Origin of the sequence: Psychrobacillus psychrodurans (assembly GCF_050209195.1) — a bacterium.
Lineage (GTDB): Bacteria > Bacillota > Bacilli > Bacillales_A > Planococcaceae > Psychrobacillus > Psychrobacillus psychrodurans.
Map to the genome: position 1 here is coordinate 343,504 of NZ_CP189791.1, position 21,972 is coordinate 365,475.

A 21,972-nucleotide genomic window follows, 5' to 3' on the forward strand; every position below is an offset into this window, starting at 1 on the left:
TGATATTTCCAATAAACATGAATGTTTAAACTTTCATGTTTGTTTCTTACACAGGGTGCTATTAAAATCTAAAAAACCCTGCAGAAATCTCTCTACAAGGCTTTCACTCATTTAGTTATTCTATTCAACAGTGTACAATTGTCTAAATTACTTAGAACATGGTACCAAAGATCAGTTTAGTAGAAATCTCTATTCCAGAATCGTTGCTGAGCGATTATATTTACAAATGCTTTTCTGAATTCGGGATTGCTTGAAGCAAATTCAATTCCAGGTCCTGCTTTTGCATTAGAAGCATTGAAAAAAGGAACTCCAGAGATGTCATTTCCTTTGTAGTTAGAATCCGGACCCTGTGTAAGGAACTACTACATAAAGGATTGGAGCAAGCCTTTTAGCGAGTTTCAAAGAATACTAAAACCTAGTGGGAACTTGCTTTTTTCTGTACACCACTCATTTATGGATATAAAAATGTCAGTGAATGGTGACTATTTTTCTAATGAACTTATTGTCGATCAGTGGAAAAGAGAAGGGAAACTCATTGAGGTTCCGTTTTATCGTCGGCCACTCCATGAGATAGTTAATGAAACCATAGCGTATTTTTCGCTGGAAAAGTTAATCGAACCGCAACCTACAAAAGCATTTAAAGAGCAAGAGCCAGAAAACTATGAAAAGCTTATGAAAAATGCTCACTTTATGATTGTAAGAGCGCGGAAAGAAAAGTAATTTAGAAGAAGGTATTGTTAGAGAAAAATTAAAAACTATTGTTCTTAATCACATATACAATTGCATAAAGAAGATAAGCGAGGAGAAATTCCCTCGTTTTTTTATGGTCAAAATAAATGGGGGAGGAAACTAAAAAAAATATTTATCGTAATATAAAGACAGAACGATTTTGCCTTTCAATCTAGTACAAATTTATATATGAAAGCAGTGAAGAATAGTGAAAACCAAGAAAAGGTTTAGATTTAGGATTATTATTAGAAACGTGGTTTTAGCATTAGCTGCTTTATTCCTTATATGGATTACAATCCATCAAGTTATGGCTGCATATGAACAAAAGAAATACCCCGAATTAGGAGAGTTAGTAGAAGTAGATGGAAAGAATATACATGTATATACGAAGGGTGAAGGTCCAGATACAATTGTCTTGTTAAGTGGTTTAGGAACGACCGCACCTGTGTTGGATTTTGAGCCTTTGATTGATGAGATGTCAAAAAGTAATAAAGTAGTTGTTGTAGAGCCTTTCGGTTATGGTTGGAGCGACCTTACTGATAAGAATCGAACAGTGGAGAGTATAGTAGGAGAACTAAGAACAGCTTTAATAAAATTGAATATCGAAGGTCCATATATATTAATGCCTCATTCTATTTCTGGGATATATAGTATGTACTACGCAAATAAATACCCAGAGGAAATTAAAGCTATTATAGGAATCGATCCGACGTTACCTAATGCCTTGGAGTACTTTGATGAATCTGTCCCAACAATGCCCAAATATATGAGTTACATCGCCCCAACCGGAATTGCTAGATTGGCATTATATTTAAGTCCCGAAGACTTCCTTCCCATAGCAAACGAGGGAACTTATTCGGAAAAAAATATAAAAATGACCAAAATCCTGTCCGCACAGAGAGGGTATAACAAAAATATAGTAAATGAAGCAAATGAAATAAAAAATAACATTGAAGAAACACGTAATATGTCATTTCCTTCAGATTTGCCTGTTATGATTTTTACGACGAACGATGGGAAGGTAAATGAGGAAGGCAAATCAAATATAACTTTTTATCAATCGGAATTACGTAATACTTCTCTACATAAACTTGTTCCTTTAGAAGGGCATCATTATCTACACTGGACTCAATACAAGGAAATGAGTAAATATGTTAATGATTTTACCAAAGCATTTGCAAATGATTGAATAGAAGCTTGGTACCTACCACTAAAGTTATTACTATAGCTAATTATTAATGAAAACTTCAGTTATTAATTATTATGTAAAGCTAAAGCCGAGGAGTTTTCTCTATACGTTTTACTGATGATATAATATGCTACCATTAGTAAAAAGTATCAGCGATTCTAGCATGGAGGACTAATAATGATTGAAGTAATAACAGTAGTAAATATGTTAGTGGAAGTAAAAAATACGAAAGATTATGTAAAAAAAGTTGAAAAGGTTTTGCGATCCAAGACTCGGTCGATTCAACATATAGAGACGATTAGTATGTCTGAACCAAACGAAAAACTAATCGTAAGTGCTTTAGTTAAATATAGAGTGCTCATAGAAGAAAGAATGGATAACAAGTTTTTAGATGATTATGTGGGTCTCGTTCTCCCAATGTTCTATAATCGTTTTAAAGCGATGCCGGTAAGCAATCAAATTTATAGAATTTCGAGAATCAAAAAAGAAAATCGTACTCGGCGTTAATATCTGTTTGGCACATAGGGAACTTAAACAGTTCTGAACACTATAAACCTTATATAGAGGTGTTTTATGAAGAAATGGTTATTTGCAATCGGGTTGATCATTTTATTTTTGGGAGCAATCGTATTCTACAACAAACTCTACTATCCTACACTTCCTATGGAAAGTATTAACAAGAAGGAAGTAATAAAAAAGCTAAATGATTCTAATGAACAAATTGTTAAATTATCAGACGAAAATGGTTATGAATGGTATATCATAAGTGAACGAAATACAAATGTGGCAGATGAAATTACTAAGAAAATGGTCATTCAGCATGGTTGGATTTTCAAACGAAAAGATGGTAGTGGACTTTTCTTTGATAAACAAGGAAAAATTTTGATTGTTACGACTCAGAAGTGGACGACTGATTATACGCTAGTTAAAATACCATCACATTTTAACTATTAAAATAGACTTGTAATGAGCACTTATCAACTCATAACAAGTTCTTTCTCAGTTTCCTTGGTTTCTGGTTCTAGAAAAATAGGTGATAAGGAAGGAAATGTAAATTTAAATGTCGTTCCTTCTCCAATTTTACTTTCTACATGAATAGTACCATTCATAGCACGTACGATACTAAACACTACCGTAATGCCGAGACCTGTCCCCTTACTTCCTTTTGTTGAATAATAAGGCTCACCTAAACGGGTCACCTGTTCAAGTGTCATACCTGAGCCAGTATCTTTAATGAGAATACTTACAGTTGTTTGTGTGCTCTCCGTTTCTACCGTTAAAATTCCTCCTTTTGGCATTGCTTCTATTCCATTTTTCATGATATTTACTAAGCATTGATGAAATTTTTGTTTGTCTCCTCCAATCTCCTCTCCTGGTGAAAACATAGAAACTATTTTGACCGAATTTCGCTTTGCCAGTGGTTGTAGCAATTGAACTACTTGTTCTAGTTCTTCTTGAAGAAGTAGGGGTTCCATCGATTTAATTTCAGGATTAGAGAAATTCAAGTAATCTTGAATGACACTTTCAGCAGATTTTAGCTCGTTTTTAATAATGGAAAGGTATTGAGTATAGTTTTCTTTTGAAATAGAGTCATTTTGCAAAAGTTGAACAAAACCAATTGCTGCTGTCAAAGGGTTACGAATTTCATGACTAATAGCTGCACCCATTCGTTCAACGGCCTCTAGCCGTTTGGATTTCATAGTCCGTTGGCGCAATTGAATAGTCATAAGAATTTCTTCAATAATATAAGAAATAATTCCGACTCCAATGGGTTGAATGACTAAATAAGCAAACCAAACCTCGGTACTACTATGAGGTAATTGCCAAATTCCCATTGTAAAAGTTTGGGCAAAACTGAACAGAAATGTTACGCCTACGGAAAAAAGAACTCGCTGTTTGGGAGATTGTTTTAAAAACCATGAAGAGATTCGCCAAAAAAGAATAGCAAGCCCACCATAATAAAGTACTGTCATCCAAAACCCATAATCAATTCCAAAAAAACCTCTTACGAGCATAATGAATGCAGCTAAAAAAGGACCAAAACCCATATACAAACTTCCGACAATGAACGGAATTTTTCTTAAATCAAAAACGACATTACTGCCTTCTATACGATAAGTAAAAATAAAACAAAGCATTAAACTAATTATTAAAAGGATGATGAAAATAGCTTGGTGAGACCAAAATCTTTTTGACTTTTCTGCCCATAAAACTCCAAAAAAAAGTATTACAATTAATAAGGATAAGTTGAAAAAGAAATGTACTGTTAATTCCAAGATATTATTCCTCCAAGACTATTTTATGTAAAAAGATTCATCTTCTCTATACCTTAGTTTTATGGAGCTTAAAATGAAATAGGGAGATGGTGCCTTTGCCAATCTCACTTTGAACTTCAATTGTTCCTTTCATAGCACGTAATATACTGTAAGCAACCATCATGCTAAGACCAGTTCCCTTAGGTCCCTTCGGAGAATAGTGTGGTTCTCCTAGATGGTTAATTTGATCCTTGCTCAATCCTGTTCCAGTATCTTGTATAGAAATAGTTATCTTATTCTGGGTAGCAATTGTCTTGATCAATAATGCACCGCCATAAGGCATGGATTCTATTGAATTCCTTATAATATTAATGAAGCATTGGTGGAATTTCGATCTGTCTCCTTGGATTGTTCCATAGGTATAAAAATCAGTAGAAACCTTTACTGAATGATAATTAGCCAGAGGATGTAGTAATTTTAAAATATGCGTAAGTTCTTTCTGAATATCTAGTTCTTCTATTGATTCAATAACTGGTTTAGAAAAGGTTAAGTAATCTTGTATGATACCTTCTGCAGAATCTAATTCATCTTTTATAATGGAGATATATTTGGTTCTTTTATTATTATCAAGAGAAACTTGGTCGAGGAGCTCAATAAATCCAATTGCTGTAGTTAAAGGATTCCTAATTTCATGAGATATTGCAGCCCCCATTTGTTCGACTGCAGCCAACTTTTCTTCGATTACTAACTGTTGTTGCAACTGTTGATTCTTTTCTCTTATTTCAATGGTGGAAGAAATAATTGCAACCCCAAGTGGAGGGACTATCACATAGGCGATGAATATATCTATAAATTGGTCAGGAGATACTTTGTTTAATGCTATAGTGAATAAGATGCCAACACTTATCAGTAAAGTAATACCAGTGGAAAAAAGTATTCGTATATTAGAAGTAAGTTTTAAAAACCAAGGAGAAATATACCATATAAAAAAACTAAATACGGTATAAAATGCAACTGCTATAAAGAATCCAACGTCTATTCCATGGAATGCTCGAAACAAAATAACCAAAAATCCTAGTATAGGACTGAACCTCAAATATAAGCCACCCAATAAAAAAGGAATTATCCTCAGATCCAGAACATACCCACTTTGTATGGGATAAGAAAATACAGAACAAATTATTAACGAAAAAACAAAATAAAATAAACCTGCTCGTTTATGTAAATGGATACTACCGGCTCTCTTATCTAATAGAAAAAAAACAAAAAATAAAATCATTAGTAACGAAAGATTAAATAGAAAGTGCATTGTTATAATTCCCAATATATATCTCTCCTAATAATTTTATAAATTAATATTAACGAAAGAATGTGGAATGCACAATATTTTTTAATGAATATTCAGAAGATTCATAGGGAAATTTGTTTAAAAGTGGTAAAAAAGGCTAATGGATTGCCTAGATTCTTAACTTTCCTTTCCTAAATTTAAAAAACGCAGGGATCTTATAACTATAAAACATTATTATAGGTATTTATAAACGTCTTGGAAGACTTTATTAAACCATTAGTTGCATTAAAAATCTGATACTTACCGTCCCTATGAATCATTTTTCCAGTATTATCGAATTCTACCTTTACCATCCATCTGAAAAATGGAATATTATAACTAATAGTGTTGAGGAGGGGTTTAATGTTTCAGGAAAGGAAGATATCATTCTTAAAAGTTAACATTTGTCGCTTACATTCTTTCAATAGAAGAAAAGAAACCATGGTGTACCTATGAAAATACTAGACGTAGATTTATTTCAAGATGGATTAAGACGAAATATTGCAATGTTGGACAGGCTTGGAAGTGAAGTAGAAACAATACATCGTGCAGTAGAAGGATTAGTAGGGATGGAAGAAGAACTTAAAGGAGAGGGTGGGAGTGCTATTCGTGCTTTCTATGCGGAATGCCATCTGCCATTACTCCAACAATTCCTCGTTTCTGCTGCAAGTTATAAGCAAGTGCTTCAACAAATGGAAAGTGCTCTTTATTCACTTGAACCAGATACATCCGGCCATATTGTGGAGCAATTTCTGGAAGGTGAGGTAGAACTGGGACTTACTACAATCGCACAACTGACTGAAAATCTAACGAATGAGTCAAACAGTCTAATGGACCAGGTCAGCGATATCGTAGTTCTTCCATATTTGGATGATAGTGGAGTGCAGCAAGGCGTTCTAGATGCCAAAAGAAAACGAGACGATACAGTAAGTAGGCTACTAGAATTTGATGCAACACAGACAGCCGCTTTACTACCTTTCGAGCAAGACATGCAGGCAATGGATACGTGGATCCGTAACATGGAAGAGATGTTCACAAGTAATCTCACGGATATCCATTTTTAAACAGATCATTGGGCGGAGTTAGTTGCATGTAGTCGCCCATTAACCATTTCCACGCCAACGGTTGAAGGAGAAATGTGTATACGTGAAGAAGAGGAAGATAAGTCGGTTATAGATACAGGTTTAGAAATAGTAGATGGAATTTTAAGTGGTTTATTTGATGTAGGGAAAGATTTTGTTACTGGTATTGTAGATATAGTTCAGGATCCAAAAGCCACAATAGATGCTACGATAGTGGCAGTTACTAATCCTAAAGAGACATACAACACGATAAAATCGGCCATCACTACTTCCTACGAACGCGATATGGTCAACGGAGATGCCAATTCCCGTGCTCACTGGGTAACCTATGCATTAGGCACGGTTGCCACTTCAGTAGTTGGAACAAAAGGTGTCGGTGCACTTACCAAATCAGGGGTCACGGTCACAAAGGCAGTTGCTCCAAAAGTAGTCGGAGCCGCCAACAATGCCTCAGACTCATTAGCTAAACTATTACCCTACGGACCCCGTCCGCAGTTTGCAATCGCAGGTGAAGTTCCTTATAACGTAGTGAATGCGGCGGATTTGAGGGATCGAATAAATTCTATAGTTAGAGTGGAGAGTGGTTTTAGGGGTTCGGATAAAACTATAAGTGATTATACTAATGATATTATTGTAAAGGGGAAAGTAGATTCTGCTAAGATGAATAAGCTTAAAAATGCTATTCAGAATAATACTTTTAGTGTAGATGAGCTTTCCGAAATTAGTAAAAAAATGTCTGAATTAGGCATTACTAAAATATATGATGAAGCATTAATTAAAATAGATTTTGGTAAGTATCTTAAAAGGCTAATAAGTGGCCCGCCTACCGATATGGTGGATCCACATGCACATCATATTTTATTTAAAAAGGGTCTTGGCCAGAAGCAACAAGAACTTGTTGGAGAAGGTCAAGAAATATTAAAGAAGTATGGAATAGAACCGATAATTGGCAAAGAAAATCTTATTTGGGCACCAAATAGAATTACAGGACAACACAGTATAGAACGTCTTCAACATATTGTTGATAAGTTGAATGAAGTAGATAGTTTTGGAGGTAATCGTGAAAAAATTGTTGAAATGCTTAAGCTGCTAGGTGAAGAAGCTGCATCGATGAAATAAAGATATTTTAGGAGGATTCCATGGATAATAAGGAAAAAGCCATAAAAATCTATGATTTAATTAAGAATGGTGACATAGAACGAGTGAAAGAGATAATTATTACTGATAAAAGCTTGCTTGATTTTATAACACCTTTTGGAACGTGGCTACATGTTGCGACTAGAGCAGGTAAACTGGATATGATAAAATTTTTAGTTGATTCTGGTATGGATATTAACATTAACGAAGGTGTACCAAAGTCAGCACCTATTGCAAATGCAGCTAGTGAAGGTGAAATTAGTATTGTAGAATACTTATTTGAGAATGGTGCAATATTAGATACTAGTGACCCAAATAGAAATCCTCTATTCTCAGCGATTTATGGAGGACACCTCAATATAGTAAAGTATCTTGTTCAGAATGGTATTGATATTAACGTTAAGTATACTGGGAATACTATGCAAGATATGGGGGCTTATGAATTTGCTATTGAAAGAGGACAAACAGAAATTGCTGAATATCTAAAGCAAAAGATGGATGAAAAAAATTAATAAAGTGTTAGAAAGAATAGTGAAAGGTCCAGGTTCTAATACATTTTAGAATTGTTTTAGAACCTGGTAGCCTATAAAAGGAGCATTTTCACCTTTACAGAATATTTAGATACTCTTTTCAATCTTGCTATTCGTATTTTTATTCTTATTCTTCCACTAAATAATGAAATATATCGTACTGGACAGGTTGCTCAAGAATCATGTTCATAGTAGCTACATTATATACTTTTCCTTGATCCATAAGAGTATCGTTTTCTGCACTATCTGAATCTACCATAACTTCACCGAGGTAATAGAAATCTTTTCCTTCACCATTATGTTTTTTTACAAACAAATGAACACTTGTGTTTTCTACAGAAGAGTTTACTATTGGAGCGATATCTTTAGCTGTAACTTTTCTGTTTTTAGTTGAACACCATTTGAAAATGTCAGTTGACAAGAACTCATCCATATACTTCACTTCTAAATTATCATTGTCAGTTTTATGATAGTTTACAAATATAGGACAAGAGTTCATTTTAATTCTGCCGCCGTTTAAGGTGCCTTCTTCATTACTACTCCAATTCAAAAGTCTACACACGTCTTTTCTTGAATATTTTTCATATATTGTCAGAGGAGTCTGTTTGCTATATCTTTTATTTTTTTCTAAACTACAGAGTATTATATCCTCTAATAATTCCCTAAATTGATCATTTTCTAGACTTTTCTGTAGTTCACTGTTTAGCTGGTATTTTCCATTTTCTAAAATTACTATTGGTTTTGAACCATAAGTTTTCTGAGCAGTTTTTACGAAAAAGTTTAAAGATAGTAAATTTTCTACAGAATCAATGGTTTCTTTATTACTATAAGTTCCAGAATCATTTAATAACTTTAGATAATCAGTTTTAGATACTTTAGTTTTTTCTATGAGATTTTGAACTAATAATACTTCATGAATTCTTTTGCCATTTATGAGTTCCTGAGAAAACATTGTTAATACTGCTTGCTCGTAATCATTTATATATGTTATAGGTTCATTCATACTTAATAAAAAATCAAAGTAATTTTTCTTTTTTATAAAGATTACTTCAGGATCAATAGAATTGTTTTTAATAAAATCAATTAGAAGAGGGACTCTCCCCAGTCGATTTTTTAACTCTTTGTAAGGAGTCGTGAGAAACTCCATATTGTACAATTTCAACTTTTTATTATCAATTGCATCAAAAATACGTTTTTTAGCAATTTCTTCAAAATTTATTGTTGAAACTCCTTGGATATAGTCAGTGTTAACCGTTTTACGTCGAACATTATCCTTGTTCATGGATTGATCGCCTGAAAGGGCAATTGGGATTAGATAGTTGTTTTTATAATTACCGATGAAATCAATAATAGTAACATACTCTTTTTCATTATGCTTGCGTAATCCACGTCCCAATTGCTGAATGAAAATTATACTTGATTGTGTTTGACGAAGCATGATAATTTGGTTTAAAAAAGGAATATCAATACCCTCGTTAAAAATATCCACCGTTAAAATATAATCTAGCTCGTATCGTTCTAATTTACGAATAGCATCTTCTCTTTCAAATTGTGAATTATCACCAGTAAGGGCAGTAGTTTTTAATCCTTGGGTATTTAACTCTGCTGAAAGAGCATGTGATTCTTGTTTAGAACTACAGAAAATTAATCCACGTACTCTCTTCCCAGAATACCCATAGTAATTAATTTTTTCGAGGATATGGTGGACACGTTCATGCGATATAAGGTGCTGCAAGGTAGATGTATCATCGATTATTTCCCCATTCCTCTCATAATCTGTCACACCAAAGTAATGAAATGGACAAAGCATTTCTTCTTCAAGAGCAGCCTGTAGTCGAATTTCATAAGCGATATTGTAATCAAAGAGCTCAAAAATGTTAAAACTGTCCGTACGTTCAGGAGTGGCTGTCATTCCAAGTAAGAAATCGGGTTCAAAGTAATTAATAATATTCAGGTAAGAATCTGCACCTGCACGATGTACTTCATCTATTAAAATATAGTCGAATTCATCTTTTGGGAACTGTTGTAAATGTGATTGCGATGATAGAGTTTGAACTGTTGCAAATAAGTATCTAGCACCTGTATCTTTAGAATTACCCGAAAGTAATCCGTAATCATCGGGGTGTCCACCTAATATTTTTTGGTAATCTTGAAGTGCCTTCTTCAAAATTTGTTCTCTATGTACAACGAATAGCATTTTTTTAGGTGTGAAGTTACGAACATCAAAAGCAGATAGATATGTTTTTCCTGTACCAGTAGCAGAGATTATTAATCCCTTTTTAGCACCGTTTTCACGAAGAGTTCTTAACTGTTTCAGAGCGTCTATTTGCATTTTATTTGGCTGAATAGTAAGACTATCGGATAAACTGTTTGTGAGATAGTCTGTGTTCAATTCAAATACATTTGAGGATGCCTGTTTAATGAAAGGCTGTTGTTCATAATTAAGATTGTAATGATTAATCCAATCTATAGTTAAAGGGATAGCCTCGCTCCAAGCCTCTTCAAATTGATTTTTAAAATGATGAATGATTTCTCCATCTTCTAAAGAAGTTAAATAGACATTCCATTCATAATTAGCTTTTAAAGCGCTATCCGTTAAATTTGAGCTTCCTACTATTAAAGAATAATAGTCTTTGTGTTCAAATATATATCCCTTAGAGTGGAAGCCTTTGACGCCAGTTAGACGGACTTCTACATTTTCAAGTTTTAATAGTTCTTTAAACATTTTGGGTTGATTGAAATTTAGAAAAGTAGACGTTAGAATACGGCCTTTTATACCTTTTAGCTGAAGATCGAATAGCATAGTTTTTAATGTAGCTAAACCACCCTCGGTAATAAAAGCTACGGAAAAAGTGAAGGTTTCGCATGTTTTCATTTCTTGAAGAAGTGTAGATAGAACATTTTCATGAGCTTTATTTGATAGTAGCTTAGGCTTAAACTGTCCTGTTACTGGATTACTTTGATCGATAAATCCTTTATATAATGAATTCTTCATTTTGCGAATCAATTGTTCCATATTAATCACGTCATTTCATTCATATTTTCCGAATTACATTTTTTCACTTACTATTTTTTCAACTGCAGGAATATCAGCAGCTGCAAAATTAAGCTTATGTAAGTTTTCCCGAGTAACCCACCTAGTGTCGGCATGCTCTGCTGCAATAGGGATACCTTCTAATAGTTTTGCTTTATAAGTTTCTAGTCTAACGATAAATTTTTCGTATTCATAAGTAGTATCTTCAACCTTATGACCAATCTCAATTGCACAATTAAATTCCTCTGTAATTTCTCGCTGTAAAGCCTGCTCTGGAGTTTCTCCGGACTCAATTTTTCCACCAGGAAATTCCCAAAGATTTGGAAGTGACATTGACGGACTTCTTAACGCACAAAATATTTCATGCTGATTATTTTCAATAATTGCCCCAACAACATGGACTAACTTTTTCATTAAATTATCACCCTAAATTTATTTTATATCTTTATCATATCTGATTTTAGAGTAATGAACAGCAAGAAACATCAAATGATTTTAATTAACTGATTATTTCGTGTTTTATTTATTAAGTAAAACCATACAGATTCTAATACAATTTAGCAAAAGGAGATTGGGGGGGCATGTAATTATAGTTTAGGTTACAAAACAATAGCTGCATACAATAATAGCTACTCTGTACTCAAGACTTAAGGATAATGTATGGAAGGAAGATGAAATACCATTCCTCCCGATTGTGGAAATTTAATAAATGAAGGATTTTTAAACTGAAGGAACACAGAATTGTAGTAGAGATTGCCAGTAGAAAATAATTAAGTGGTAAGAGTATTTAGCCTTACTCAAGGATAGTAATGGGACACTTTATAGACAAGCTGAAATTAAATACAAAAAGTAGATATCTCCACATAAGTAGAGGTATCTACTTTTCTATGTTTCTGAGTCTCTTTGATAATCTAAATCTCTCCTAGGCTAAGATAGTTTGTAATATTAACTTTAATAACTCTTCTGTTGTTTCTGGTAATTGTTCAGGTAAGTAAAGTTGATGTTTCATTATTGTTCCTCCTTTAATCTCTTATTCTATTAACAATATAGTCAATATAGTTTGAGTTTATGCATGATATTATAAAAAAATTTGAATCTCTTAAAATAAGATTTGAATATCTAATGACTAAAATACCTATTTGACGTTTTGGTCAATATTCTATAATATGATTGAGTACCCGTACTTGACCGGGAGAGGTTCATAGCTAATACCCTCTATAAAAAACTATGGATACATGACTATTCGCCATGTCCATATATTTTGGACGTGGCTTTTTTTGTTTTTATCCTTTTGTTTGTATAGATTGGTTTATGAAACCTCTTTTGAAAGTGTTGGGAAACATTTTTAATAGGAGGTTTTTTTATTATGTCTGGAAGAAGTCATGATGAAGGTTTGAAGGATTTAACATTGTTAGGTAATCAAGGCACAAAATATTCATTTGATTATGCACCTGAGGTATTGGAGTCGGTAGATAATATGCATTCTACTCGGGATTATTTTGTGAAGTTTAATTGTCCTGAATTCACAAGTTTATGCCCAATTACAAATCAGCCCGATTTTGCAACGATGTATATCTCGTATATTCCGGATAAAAAAATTGTAGAAAGTAAATCGTTAAAATTGTATTTGTTCAGCTTTAGAAATCACGGAGATTTCCATGAGGACTGTGTGAACATTATCATGAACGATTTAATTGAATTGTTAGATCCAAGGTATATCGAAGTTTGGGGTAAATTCACACCACGCGGAGGTATTTCGATTGATCCGTGGTGTAACTATGGAAGACCGGGGACGAAGTATGTAGAAATGGCGGATTTTCGATTGATGAACCACGATCTTTATCCAGAGAAAATTGATAATCGATAATTGAATAGTCCTTTTGAAGGAAGAGGTTTTAGCTACCCTCTTTAGAAAAGCGGAAGTGCCTATGTAAGTCCCGAAAAGCGCTGGAAGGGTTACACGTAAAGGCTTCTTTATGCCTTTACTGAAAGCCTGAAGCGACTCGAGGGGCTAGGCGCTGAAGCTAGACAATTTAAAAAAACTAAGAAGATAACAGCATTCTTTCTTGGGTGCTGTTTTTCAGTATAAGGGAGTTTGCGGATGAAGCAGGAAAAGGCAATTATAGTGTTTAGTGGTGGTCAGGATAGCACGACCTGTCTGTTTTGGGCGAAGGAACGTTTTAAAGAAATCGAGGTAGTGACGTTTGATTATGGGCAAAGACATAGTCTTGAAATTGAATGTGCAAAAGAGATAGCGAAGGAACTCGGTGTAAAGCATCACATACTGGATATGTCACTTTTAAACCAGCTTGCACCGAATGCATTGACGCGAGATGACATAAAAGTAGAGGACGGAGGAAAAGGTGAATTGCCGTCGACTTTTGTACCTGGTCGGAATTTGCTCTTTTTATCTTTTGCCGGTGTTTTAGCTATCCAGGTCGGAGCAAAGCATATCGTAACTGGCGTGTGTGAGACTGATTTTAGTGGCTATCCAGATTGTCGTGATATTTTCGTGAAGTCATTAAACGTAACGCTAAATCTTACAATGGATTCTACTTTTGTGATTGAAACACCACTCATGTGGTTGAACAAGGCACAAACATGGGAGCTGGCAGATCAACTTGGAGCACTAGAGTTTGTCCAAAAGAAAACGTTGACCTGTTATAACGGAGTAATAGCAGATGGCTGTGGGAAGTGCCCGGCGTGTAAGCTGAGAAATAAAGGACTGAACGAGTACTTGAGTTCAAAATCTACTAAAGGAGTAATAGCATGAGAATCTTATTTTATTTAATATCAATAGTGACTGCTAATGTCGTGACAGCAGCTTTTGCACCATTAGAGTTTGCCATGTTTATCGTCCCTATGGGAACACTTTTCGTGGGAGCTACTTTTATTTTCCGAGACCTTGTACAAAATAAATATGGGAGAGCAAAAACCTACTTATTTATTTTTGTGGCTTTAGCATTTTCTGCACTAGCCTCATTTATATTGGGGGATACTTTATTAATTGTACTTGCTTCGGCAATTTCATTTGTTGTAGCTGAAACAGCAGATACAGAGATTTACACAAGACTAAAATTACCAATGGCATGGCGAGTATTCTATAGTGGGATAGTTGGCGGATTCCTAGATTCTGTAATTTTTGTTGTAATTGGCTTAAGTCCTCTTGGAGCAAATTTTCTTCCATGGGAAGCAGTTCCAGCTGCTATTGTAGGGCAAATTATCGTGAAAACGGTTATTCAGATGATTGGGGCACTTATTTTGAATCAAGTAGTAATAGTAAAGGAGAAGCGTCTTCTGTCTGAATGATTTTATGAAAAGTTTCATAGTATAAATAGCCTTCCGAGTAGGTTTGGAAGGCTATTTCTTAGGTCATCTCAACATATTTACTCCTAGGTATAAATTTTATATTTTCTTTTTCAATTATAAAATGTTTACGTGATATCAGAAAAGTAGAACTCGTTAATTGAAGCGGAAGGTGGCGACTCCAGCGGGAACAGCGCGAGCTGAGAGCCCCACAGGAAAGACATTGGTCGAACTTTGTTTGAACAGTGTCTTTGCGACGAGTAATCGCAGGAGCATATGTTTTCGTAGTGACGAGGAGATTGAAGCCGTGCCCGCGGAAAGCGTCCACCTGGAGCGGAAAACAACGTTGTTTAGATTTCATTATTTAATATGCTGTTATAGAAATTGATTGTTAAATAGTCAACCAAACTCCCCTGAGAAGAACCGTCTATTCTATTTGACCACTGGTGCTAAAACACCAATTGTCTTTTTCATTAAACTAAGTTTCTAAATGCTTGTCTAGACGTCTTTGAAAACGGACGCAGCATAATGCATGAAATGATGTGGTTACTTGAATAACCTAGTAATCTCCTATAAACTAATAATTACCATAAAGATACAATTGAGGAGTGAAATGCCGATGGAAATTTCTATTACAAAAGCTTTACGCGAGTTAAAGACATTGGATGCACGCATATTAAAGAAGATTAACGAGACAACTTTCGCAGCATCTAAAAAACCAAAAGAGAATATTCGTGGTTTTAAGACTGTTGAGGCGTTTGAAAAGGAAGCCAAAGAAAGTATACAATCTATAAAAGATTTAATGGATCGTAGAAAGCAAATCAAAAAATCGATTGTAGAATCTAATGCAAGAACTGTTGTTGAAGTATCTGGAGTCAAAATGACGGTGGCGGATGCAATTGAGCGTAAAAACTTTATTGAAATCGAAAAAACACTCCTTCGTAAAATGAATACCGATTATGCTCAGTCTCAAGAAAAGGTAGAAGTTAATAACGAAATTGCCCAAGATAGATTAGACACTCAGTTAAATAACATGATTTCAAAAGATGGTAAAACAGACTTAACTGCGGTTGAAGGGTACAAAAAGTTGTTTTGGGAATCCGAGGAAACTAAATTAATTGACCCAATTCATGTAAAAGAAATCGCAACAAAGATGGCTTTAGATATTGAGTCTTTTGAAGATGACGTGGATGTAGCTCTAAGTGAAATTAATGCACGCACGTTAATCACTATTAAACAATAAATATCTTAAGAACTTTTTGCTGTTATAGCGAAAAAGAAGAAAGTTTCCCCGTTTGCAGGGTCTGGGTAAATCCCTGCTCCCAACTATAGTATTTACGAAAGCTATAAAGCTTAAAGCTCAACCCTTAAAGCTAAAAGGTTAACGATCAACTCTCTTACATCCTAACGCTCATTATTTAGCGATAAAAAATCTATAAAATCTCGGGTAACAGGTGCTGTAGGATTTGAAACTTCCTTTCTTCTCCTCCGAGCAGCTATGACAGCACAAAAAAGAGTGATCCCTTGGATCACTCTTTTTGTTTGCAATTTAGTTAAACAATTAATTTTAAATTTCTTTCAAAATACCTTTTACTAATTCAACAAATTTAACTCTTACTTTACCTGCAACATCAATTACTTCCTCGTGATTTAGAGGCTGATCTAATATTCCACTCGCCATATTCGTTATACATGAAATACCAAGTACTTTCATACCACCGTGAGTAGCTACAATCGCTTCCGGAACCGTGGACATACCTGCAGCGTCAGCTCCTAATATGCGGAACATACGGATTTCTGCCGGGGTTTCGTATGTAGGACCACTCCACCAAGCATAAACACCCTCTTGCAATTCCATGTTTTGTTCATTCGCTACTTTAGTTGCAATACTGCGTAGCTCTTTGTTATATACTTCAGATAAATCAGGGAAGCGTGTACCTAATTCGTCATTATTTGGACCAATTAATGGATTGCTTCCTACTAAATTAATGTGGTCTGTTATTAACATTAAGTCTCCTGGATTAAAACTTGTATTCACGGCACCACAGGCATTTGTAATAATAACTTTTTCTATACCAAGTGCTTTCATTACACGTACTGGGAAGGTTACTTCGTCCAAAGTAAAGCCTTCATAATAATGAAAGCGACCTTTCATGGCAGCAACTATTTTTCCATTTAATTCTCCAATGACTAGTTCGTTTGCATGACCAATTGCTTCAGATTTTGCAAAATGTGGAATGTCGCTATATGGAATTTTTATGGGGTTCTTAATTTCATCAGCAAGCGTACCTAAGCCTGACCCTAAAGTCATTCCAATCACAGGGCGGTGATCTGTCTTACTCATAATGAAGTCTCTAGTTTCTAAAATATCTCCAATGTTGTACATCATAATTCCTCCTTGAGATGGTACATAAAAAACAATACAAATGTAGTATACACTCAAAGTGTATTATTTCAAAAAAAGGAATATGCTCATAAACAAGGTTATTGATGATGTATTATAGTATAATTACATTATTTACAAGATAATTGTCGAATAATCTACTTTTAAAGAGAAATAAGCTAAGGAAGTACATATGCATATGAAAAGTCATAAAGTAAAAAAAATTTTAGTCTTGTCTACTGTTTTATTAATCTTTTTCTCTGCTTTAAATGTTTATATTTCGTACGTGAAAATGAAAAATACAGTACAAGAGTCAATTGCAAACCAAAGTTTGCAAGCAGCTAGGTCAATAGCTTCATCAATAGATATCGACACGTATCAAAAATTTTTGAGTAACCCCGAGAAAAATGAACATTTTCGAGAGATTCAAGTTTATTTGAATGATGTGCGCGAAAAGTTAGGTTCCTTATATGTTTACACACTAGAAGTCGATAATCCTAAAGTTTCTAAAACGATGATTTTGGCGCACTCCGGTAAAATAGCTAATTTAGATAATTATCAGATAGGTGTTGCATGTACAGTTCCGGAAGAGCAAGTTACGAAAGCCTATAAAGGTCAGGTATACGTAACCGAAGTGCTGAAAGATCCGGATTATGGAGATTATTTATCCGTTGGAGCACCTATAAAGGACGATGATGGGAAAATACTTGGTTATTTAGGTATAGATACTAGTATACATACCATTAATCAGATTGAAGGGGCTGGGTTAAAAAGGAATATATTAATCTTTGCATTTAATGGTTTATTTATTTTCATCGTGCTAGGCTCTTTCTTATTTATGCAAAAATGGTATCAAAGAGAGGTTAAAAAGGAAGTAGGTCATACGGAGAATACTTATCAAACAGAGATAAAAACTTTAATAACCTCGGTTTCATCATTACGACATGATTTTTCTAATCATATTCTTGTTTTGCATGGGCTTCTAAAAATAGGGGAATCGGAGAAGGCATTACAATATGCATCCACCCTTTTTAAAGAAGTAGAAACTATTGAATCTCTTAAGTTAAATATAGATCATCCTGGTCTATCGATATTATTGCAATCAAAGAAGCTAGCTGCACAAAATCATCGTATAAATATGGAGATGACAATCCCCCATGCTTCATTTGGTAGAATAAAAAGCACAGATTTAATAATTATTTTATCGAATTTAATCGATAATGCTATTGATGCGGCGAAAGAGTTGCCAGAAGGGGAACGGAAAATAACGATTGATTGTTCGGTTAACGATACTAATTATCTATTTGTCATTACGAATACCGGGCAATGTATAGGTAAGGAAGCACAAATTTTCAAACAAGGGTATTCAACCAAAGATGAAGCAAAAGGGCAGGTTAGAGGCCAAGGATTATTTATCGTGAAGGAAGTAGTAAATAAATACAATGGAAGAATCTCCATTGAATCAACAGCTGAATCAGAGACAACAGCTATTGTGGAAATTCCGCTAAAGTAATTGCTTTTTAGTTGTTATACAGCTTGCTTTAAAAAAATAGATACTCTACTCAAGTAGAAGTATCTATTTTTTTGTGTTTGCTTTTGGTTTGAAGTGATATGGAAACACCTATCACAAAAGAACCAACTAGTTGAAAGAGTTGAATGCTAATCCCTAACAGGAGGAAACCGAAAACAAGGCGATGAACGGTTAAAGATATAACTGAAGCTTCGATATCACAATTTATTATTCATTATTTAAAAGTTAATCCCGTTGATTGGACCAGCAGGCGGTGACTCCAGCAGGAACAGCTCGAACTGAAAGCCGAATAGGAAAGTAGTGACGAGAAGTTTGATGCAGTGCCAGCGGAAAGCATCCGCATTGAGCGTAAATTAGCATTGTTCGTATTTCACTATTATGAAATTGGTTCAAATAATTTACTTTGTTTCTATACTTGCAGGAGATTAGGATATAGTTCTTGAATTAGTATTAAAATGTGTACTTAGGAGGAATATAGATGGGAATTTTAGATGGATTGATGGGGAATGCATCAGAGATGGAAAATGGTCAAGTTGAAAGTGAATTAAAAGATTTACTTGCTCCTTCGGAGAGGGTAGAGCATGCGTATAAGCTTATTCGTGATTTAATTGTTTTCACGGATAAACGTTTATTATTAATCGATAAACAAGGAGTGACGGGGAAAAAGGTAGAGTATCATTCGATACCGTATAGAAGCATCGTTCATTTTTCAATTGAAACAGCAGGAACTTTTGATTTAGATGCTGAGTTAAAAATATGGTTGTCGGGTAGTGTAGCTCCTATACAGAAGAAATTCAACAAATCCTTGAATATATATAAAGTTCAAAGTGTATTAGCTGAATATGTAATGAAGTAAAAGGAGTATGGATAAATTGAAATTACATACAAATGTTACAGGTGATGGTAAGCCCATCGTTTTTCTACATACTGGTCTACAAACCGGTCTATTAGATTTTGAGTTTCAAAGAGATTATTTTAGTAAAAGTTATCAAGTGGTTTCTCCTGATTTAAGAGGCCATGGGCAATCTATAACAGACAATTTTTTGAGGACTCAGCTAAGGATTTATTAGAAACGCTGGATCACTTAAAAATATCTGATATTCATCTAGTAGGGTGTTCGTTGGGAGCTCTTGTCGCGATTCAATTTGCTCAACTATTTCCTGATAGGATTAGCTCTTTAGTTATTTCGGGAATTACGCCGATAAAGCCGGACAACTGGTTGGAAATGCATGAGGAAGATGTGAGAAGACAAACCGACTTATTGACTAGTAAAGAAATAGGTAGTTACTTCGATCAAATACATGCGTCAGATTGGAGGCAATTTATTCATTTTGGAAAGGACGAAAAATGGTATCCATTTGAGGATGTAAAAGCGGTAACTGAATTTGAATTCCCTGTGCTTTTTATCGTGGGAGAGAATAAACCGAATGAAACAATCGGAGCAACTATTTACCCTGAAAAGAACCCAAATATTCGCGTTGCGATTGTGCCGTTTGCAGGTCATTTAGTTCATACTGAACAACCAGAAATCTATACTAAAATAGTAGAATTATTTATTGGAAAAGCAGTGTAAAGAGAAGTAAATGTTAAATATAATTGAAAAAACTACTAACTTCTTTTCGAAAGAAGGTTAGTAGTTTTTCAAGTTGTTGGCTAATTCTATATATAGTAAAATTCTTTTAATATTTTAACAAATATAATTCTATTCTTTGCTCTTTCATAAGCGTCTCTTATTTAAACTAAAGATCCACCAGTTTTTAAGTATTTTTCGATACCTTCTGCAGCACGATACGCAAGAGCTCCAACTGTGCCTGTAGGATTCATACCAGAATTATGTGGGAATGCTGAAGCGCCAGGAACAAATACATTTTCACAATCCCACATTTGAAGGTAGTTGTTTAATGCGCTTGTTTTAGGATCTGCACCCATGATAACTCCACCAGTGTTATGAGTAGTTTGATATTTTGTCGTATCCCAATCACCTTGATCTCCTGGGGTATTAATCATGTCTGCTCCCATTTCTTCAAGAATCTTCGTAGTGATATCTCTAATATACTTTTGTTGATTTCTTTCATTGTCTTTATAGTTAAATGTCATACGTAATAATGGATCACCAAATTGATCTTTATACGTAGGATCTAGGTCAATATAGTTTTCTTTGTTTGGCATAACTGAGCCTTGTGAACCTACTGACAAGTTGCGGTTCGCCCAATAAATAGATTCATCTTTAAATTCTTTACCCCAAGTTGGTGTACCTTTAGGGACAGAATTATTTGAAATAGGACGTTTTCCGTAATGACCAAGTGCTATGTTACCACCGTGAATAAAATTCAAATCAGTATGGTCAAAATTATCTCCATTAAAATCGTCTAGTACTCCTGCAAGTGCACCTGTACCTGCATATAAATTAAATTCTTTCTCCTTAAAGAAACCTGTTGAACCTGATGACGTCATTTGATAAGCGTAGTTCTTTCCAATTACGCCAGTTCCCGATTCTGGATTATACGGACGTCCAAGTTGAGAGTTTAATAGAATTCTAATGTTATTAAGTGCATACGCTGAAACAACTACAACGTCAGCCTCTTGAATATATTCTTCTCCAGTTCGAGTATCAACATATAAAACTCCAGTAGCTTTTCCGTTCGTATGTAAGACTTTGCGAACAACACAGTGCGCTCTTACTTCAAAGTTACCTGTCTCTTTTGCCACTGGTAAAACAGTTACTACTGGCGATGCTTTTGCCCCATATTCGCAACCGAAACGCTCACAAAAACCACAATATTGACATGCTGCCCGAGAGATTCCATCTGGATTTGTGTAGCTTTCAGAAAGTGTAGCCGCTGGTGCAATGTAAGGATGATATCCTAAGTTTTTAGAAGCTTCCTTAAACATTTTCATTGAAGGCGTTTCTTTAAGTGGAACTGTAGGATACTTAACTTCTGGGACTTCTGGATGTGGATTAGTTTCCCCAGAGATACCAGCCATAGCTTCAAATTTTTCAAAATATGGTACTAAATCGTTATAAGTAATTCCCCAGTCCTGTAGAGGCATATCCGCTGGAATTTTATCTTTTCCATAACGCTCTACAGTTTTTGTGTAAATTTCAAAATCGTAAGGAAGAAAGCGATATGTTAATCCATTCCAGTGTTCACCAGAACCACCTACACCATCACCGATTAAAAATGAACCATGTTGACGATAGGGTAGAGCTCTCTTTGAACGGTCATGTCGCAATGTCAAAGTTTCTTTAGAAAGATCTTGCATCATTTCATTTCTTTGTTGATATCTAAGCTCATCGTGAACCATTAGATAATCTTCTGTCTTCCTTTCTTTACCGCGCTCTAAACCTACTACTTTATATCCCTTTTTAGTAAGTTCGGCAGCGATAATACCACCAGTCCAGCCAACTCCTGCCAATACTATATCTGTTTTTGGTAATTTCTTAGCCATGTCTAATTAGCTCCCTTTC

The 21,972-nt window shown here is 34.6% G+C and carries 21 protein-coding genes and 1 riboswitch; of the genes, 15 read left to right on the forward strand and 6 right to left on the reverse strand.

Going from position 1 to position 21,972, the window contains the following annotated elements; genetic code table 11:
• The first annotated feature begins 465 nt into the window (after positions 1–465).
• From ACQCPR_RS01765 to ACQCPR_RS01780, 4 genes are all read left to right on the forward strand, one after another.
• The gene (locus tag ACQCPR_RS01765) at positions 466–720 is read left to right on the forward strand and encodes a hypothetical protein (RefSeq protein WP_427137996.1); all 255 of its coding nucleotides are present in this window, start codon (positions 466–468) and stop codon (positions 718–720) included.
• Positions 721–982: 262 nt separating this feature from the next.
• A complete protein-coding gene (locus ACQCPR_RS01770; RefSeq protein ID WP_427137997.1) occupies positions 983–1,918 on the forward strand; it encodes an alpha/beta hydrolase in 936 nt (311 codons plus the stop codon).
• 177 nt (positions 1,919–2,095) lie between these two features.
• Positions 2,096–2,425, forward strand: a complete 330-nt coding sequence (locus ACQCPR_RS01775) for a hypothetical protein (protein ID WP_090565079.1) — start codon at positions 2,096–2,098, stop codon at positions 2,423–2,425.
• Positions 2,426–2,491: 66 nt separating this feature from the next.
• Positions 2,492–2,872, forward strand: a complete 381-nt coding sequence (locus tag ACQCPR_RS01780) for a hypothetical protein (RefSeq protein WP_427137998.1) — start codon at positions 2,492–2,494, stop codon at positions 2,870–2,872.
• A 23-nt stretch (positions 2,873–2,895) separates the two neighbouring features.
• Here the strand turns inward: ACQCPR_RS01780 and ACQCPR_RS01785 are convergent, their stop codons facing one another.
• Together ACQCPR_RS01785 and ACQCPR_RS01790 are read right to left on the reverse strand one after the other, a co-directional pair.
• Entirely contained in the window at positions 2,896–4,194 is a 1,299-nt protein-coding gene (locus ACQCPR_RS01785; protein WP_427137999.1) for an ATP-binding protein, read from the reverse strand.
• A 46-nt stretch (positions 4,195–4,240) separates the two neighbouring features.
• A complete protein-coding gene (locus tag ACQCPR_RS01790; protein WP_427138000.1) occupies positions 4,241–5,269 on the reverse strand; it encodes an ATP-binding protein in 1,029 nt (342 codons plus the stop codon).
• A 683-nt stretch (positions 5,270–5,952) separates the two neighbouring features.
• Between ACQCPR_RS01790 and ACQCPR_RS01795 the strand changes: the two genes are divergently transcribed.
• The 3 genes from ACQCPR_RS01795 (at position 5,953) to ACQCPR_RS01805 (ending at position 8,231) form a co-directional block, all read left to right on the forward strand.
• Positions 5,953–6,564 carry a ribonuclease YeeF family protein gene (locus ACQCPR_RS01795; RefSeq protein ID WP_427138001.1) on the forward strand — a complete coding sequence of 204 codons (612 nt, stop codon included), beginning with the start codon at positions 5,953–5,955 and terminating at the stop codon, positions 6,562–6,564.
• A gap of 72 nt (positions 6,565–6,636) precedes the next feature.
• The gene (locus ACQCPR_RS01800; RefSeq protein ID WP_427138002.1) at positions 6,637–7,701 is read left to right on the forward strand and encodes a hypothetical protein; all 1,065 of its coding nucleotides are present in this window, start codon (positions 6,637–6,639) and stop codon (positions 7,699–7,701) included.
• 20 nt (positions 7,702–7,721) lie between these two features.
• Complete coding sequence (locus ACQCPR_RS01805; protein WP_090565072.1) at positions 7,722–8,231, forward strand: ankyrin repeat domain-containing protein; 510 nt, start codon at positions 7,722–7,724, stop codon at positions 8,229–8,231.
• Between the two features lie 145 nt (positions 8,232–8,376).
• On the opposite strand, the gene ACQCPR_RS01810 is transcribed toward ACQCPR_RS01805, so the two are convergent.
• Both ACQCPR_RS01810 and ACQCPR_RS01815 read right to left on the reverse strand, forming a co-directional pair.
• Positions 8,377–11,265: a DUF3427 domain-containing protein gene (locus ACQCPR_RS01810; RefSeq protein ID WP_427138003.1), complete on the reverse strand. Its 2,889-nt coding sequence runs from the start codon at positions 11,263–11,265 to the stop codon at positions 8,377–8,379.
• A gap of 33 nt (positions 11,266–11,298) precedes the next feature.
• Complete coding sequence (locus ACQCPR_RS01815) at positions 11,299–11,697, reverse strand: (deoxy)nucleoside triphosphate pyrophosphohydrolase (RefSeq protein ID WP_093496671.1); 399 nt, start codon at positions 11,695–11,697, stop codon at positions 11,299–11,301.
• Positions 11,698–12,471: 774 nt separating this feature from the next.
• Positions 12,472–12,518: riboswitch (PreQ1 riboswitch) on the forward strand.
• 131 nt (positions 12,519–12,649) lie between these two features.
• Between ACQCPR_RS01815 and queF the strand changes: the two genes are divergently transcribed.
• The 4 genes from queF (at position 12,650) to ACQCPR_RS01835 (ending at position 15,832) form a co-directional block, all read left to right on the forward strand.
• The gene (gene queF, locus ACQCPR_RS01820; RefSeq protein WP_090565066.1) at positions 12,650–13,150 is read left to right on the forward strand and encodes a preQ(1) synthase; all 501 of its coding nucleotides are present in this window, start codon (positions 12,650–12,652) and stop codon (positions 13,148–13,150) included.
• Positions 13,151–13,384: 234 nt separating this feature from the next.
• A complete protein-coding gene (gene queC, locus ACQCPR_RS01825) occupies positions 13,385–14,056 on the forward strand; it encodes a 7-cyano-7-deazaguanine synthase QueC (RefSeq protein ID WP_427138004.1) in 672 nt (223 codons plus the stop codon).
• Positions 14,053–14,592: a VUT family protein gene (locus ACQCPR_RS01830; protein ID WP_269923251.1), complete on the forward strand. Its 540-nt coding sequence runs from the start codon at positions 14,053–14,055 to the stop codon at positions 14,590–14,592. The genes queC and ACQCPR_RS01830 overlap by 4 nt, the downstream gene beginning before the upstream one ends.
• A gap of 616 nt (positions 14,593–15,208) precedes the next feature.
• Complete coding sequence (locus ACQCPR_RS01835; protein WP_090565060.1) at positions 15,209–15,832, forward strand: hypothetical protein; 624 nt, start codon at positions 15,209–15,211, stop codon at positions 15,830–15,832.
• Positions 15,833–16,156: 324 nt separating this feature from the next.
• On the opposite strand, the gene ACQCPR_RS01840 is transcribed toward ACQCPR_RS01835, so the two are convergent.
• Positions 16,157–16,975, reverse strand: coding sequence for a purine-nucleoside phosphorylase (locus tag ACQCPR_RS01840; protein WP_427138005.1), 819 nt, complete (start codon positions 16,973–16,975; stop codon positions 16,157–16,159).
• A 196-nt stretch (positions 16,976–17,171) separates the two neighbouring features.
• On the opposite strand from ACQCPR_RS01840, the gene ACQCPR_RS01845 reads away from it, so the two are divergent.
• The 4 genes from ACQCPR_RS01845 to ACQCPR_RS01860 all read left to right on the forward strand — a co-directional run bounded on the left by ACQCPR_RS01845 (position 17,172) and on the right by ACQCPR_RS01860 (position 20,076).
• Positions 17,172–18,485, forward strand: a complete 1,314-nt coding sequence (locus ACQCPR_RS01845) for a GHKL domain-containing protein (protein ID WP_427138006.1) — start codon at positions 17,172–17,174, stop codon at positions 18,483–18,485.
• Between the two features lie 496 nt (positions 18,486–18,981).
• A complete protein-coding gene (locus ACQCPR_RS01850) occupies positions 18,982–19,359 on the forward strand; it encodes a PH domain-containing protein (RefSeq protein ID WP_090565053.1) in 378 nt (125 codons plus the stop codon).
• A 16-nt stretch (positions 19,360–19,375) separates the two neighbouring features.
• A complete protein-coding gene (locus tag ACQCPR_RS01855) occupies positions 19,376–19,573 on the forward strand; it encodes an alpha/beta fold hydrolase (RefSeq protein ID WP_427138007.1) in 198 nt (65 codons plus the stop codon).
• A gap of 29 nt (positions 19,574–19,602) precedes the next feature.
• The gene (locus ACQCPR_RS01860) at positions 19,603–20,076 is read left to right on the forward strand and encodes an alpha/beta fold hydrolase (RefSeq protein WP_427138892.1); all 474 of its coding nucleotides are present in this window, start codon (positions 19,603–19,605) and stop codon (positions 20,074–20,076) included.
• 161 nt (positions 20,077–20,237) lie between these two features.
• Here ACQCPR_RS01860 and ACQCPR_RS01865 read toward each other — a convergent pair whose 3' ends face one another.
• Positions 20,238–21,953, reverse strand: a complete 1,716-nt coding sequence (locus tag ACQCPR_RS01865; RefSeq protein ID WP_427138008.1) for a GMC family oxidoreductase — start codon at positions 21,951–21,953, stop codon at positions 20,238–20,240.
• Positions 21,954–21,972: the final 19 nt, after the last annotated feature.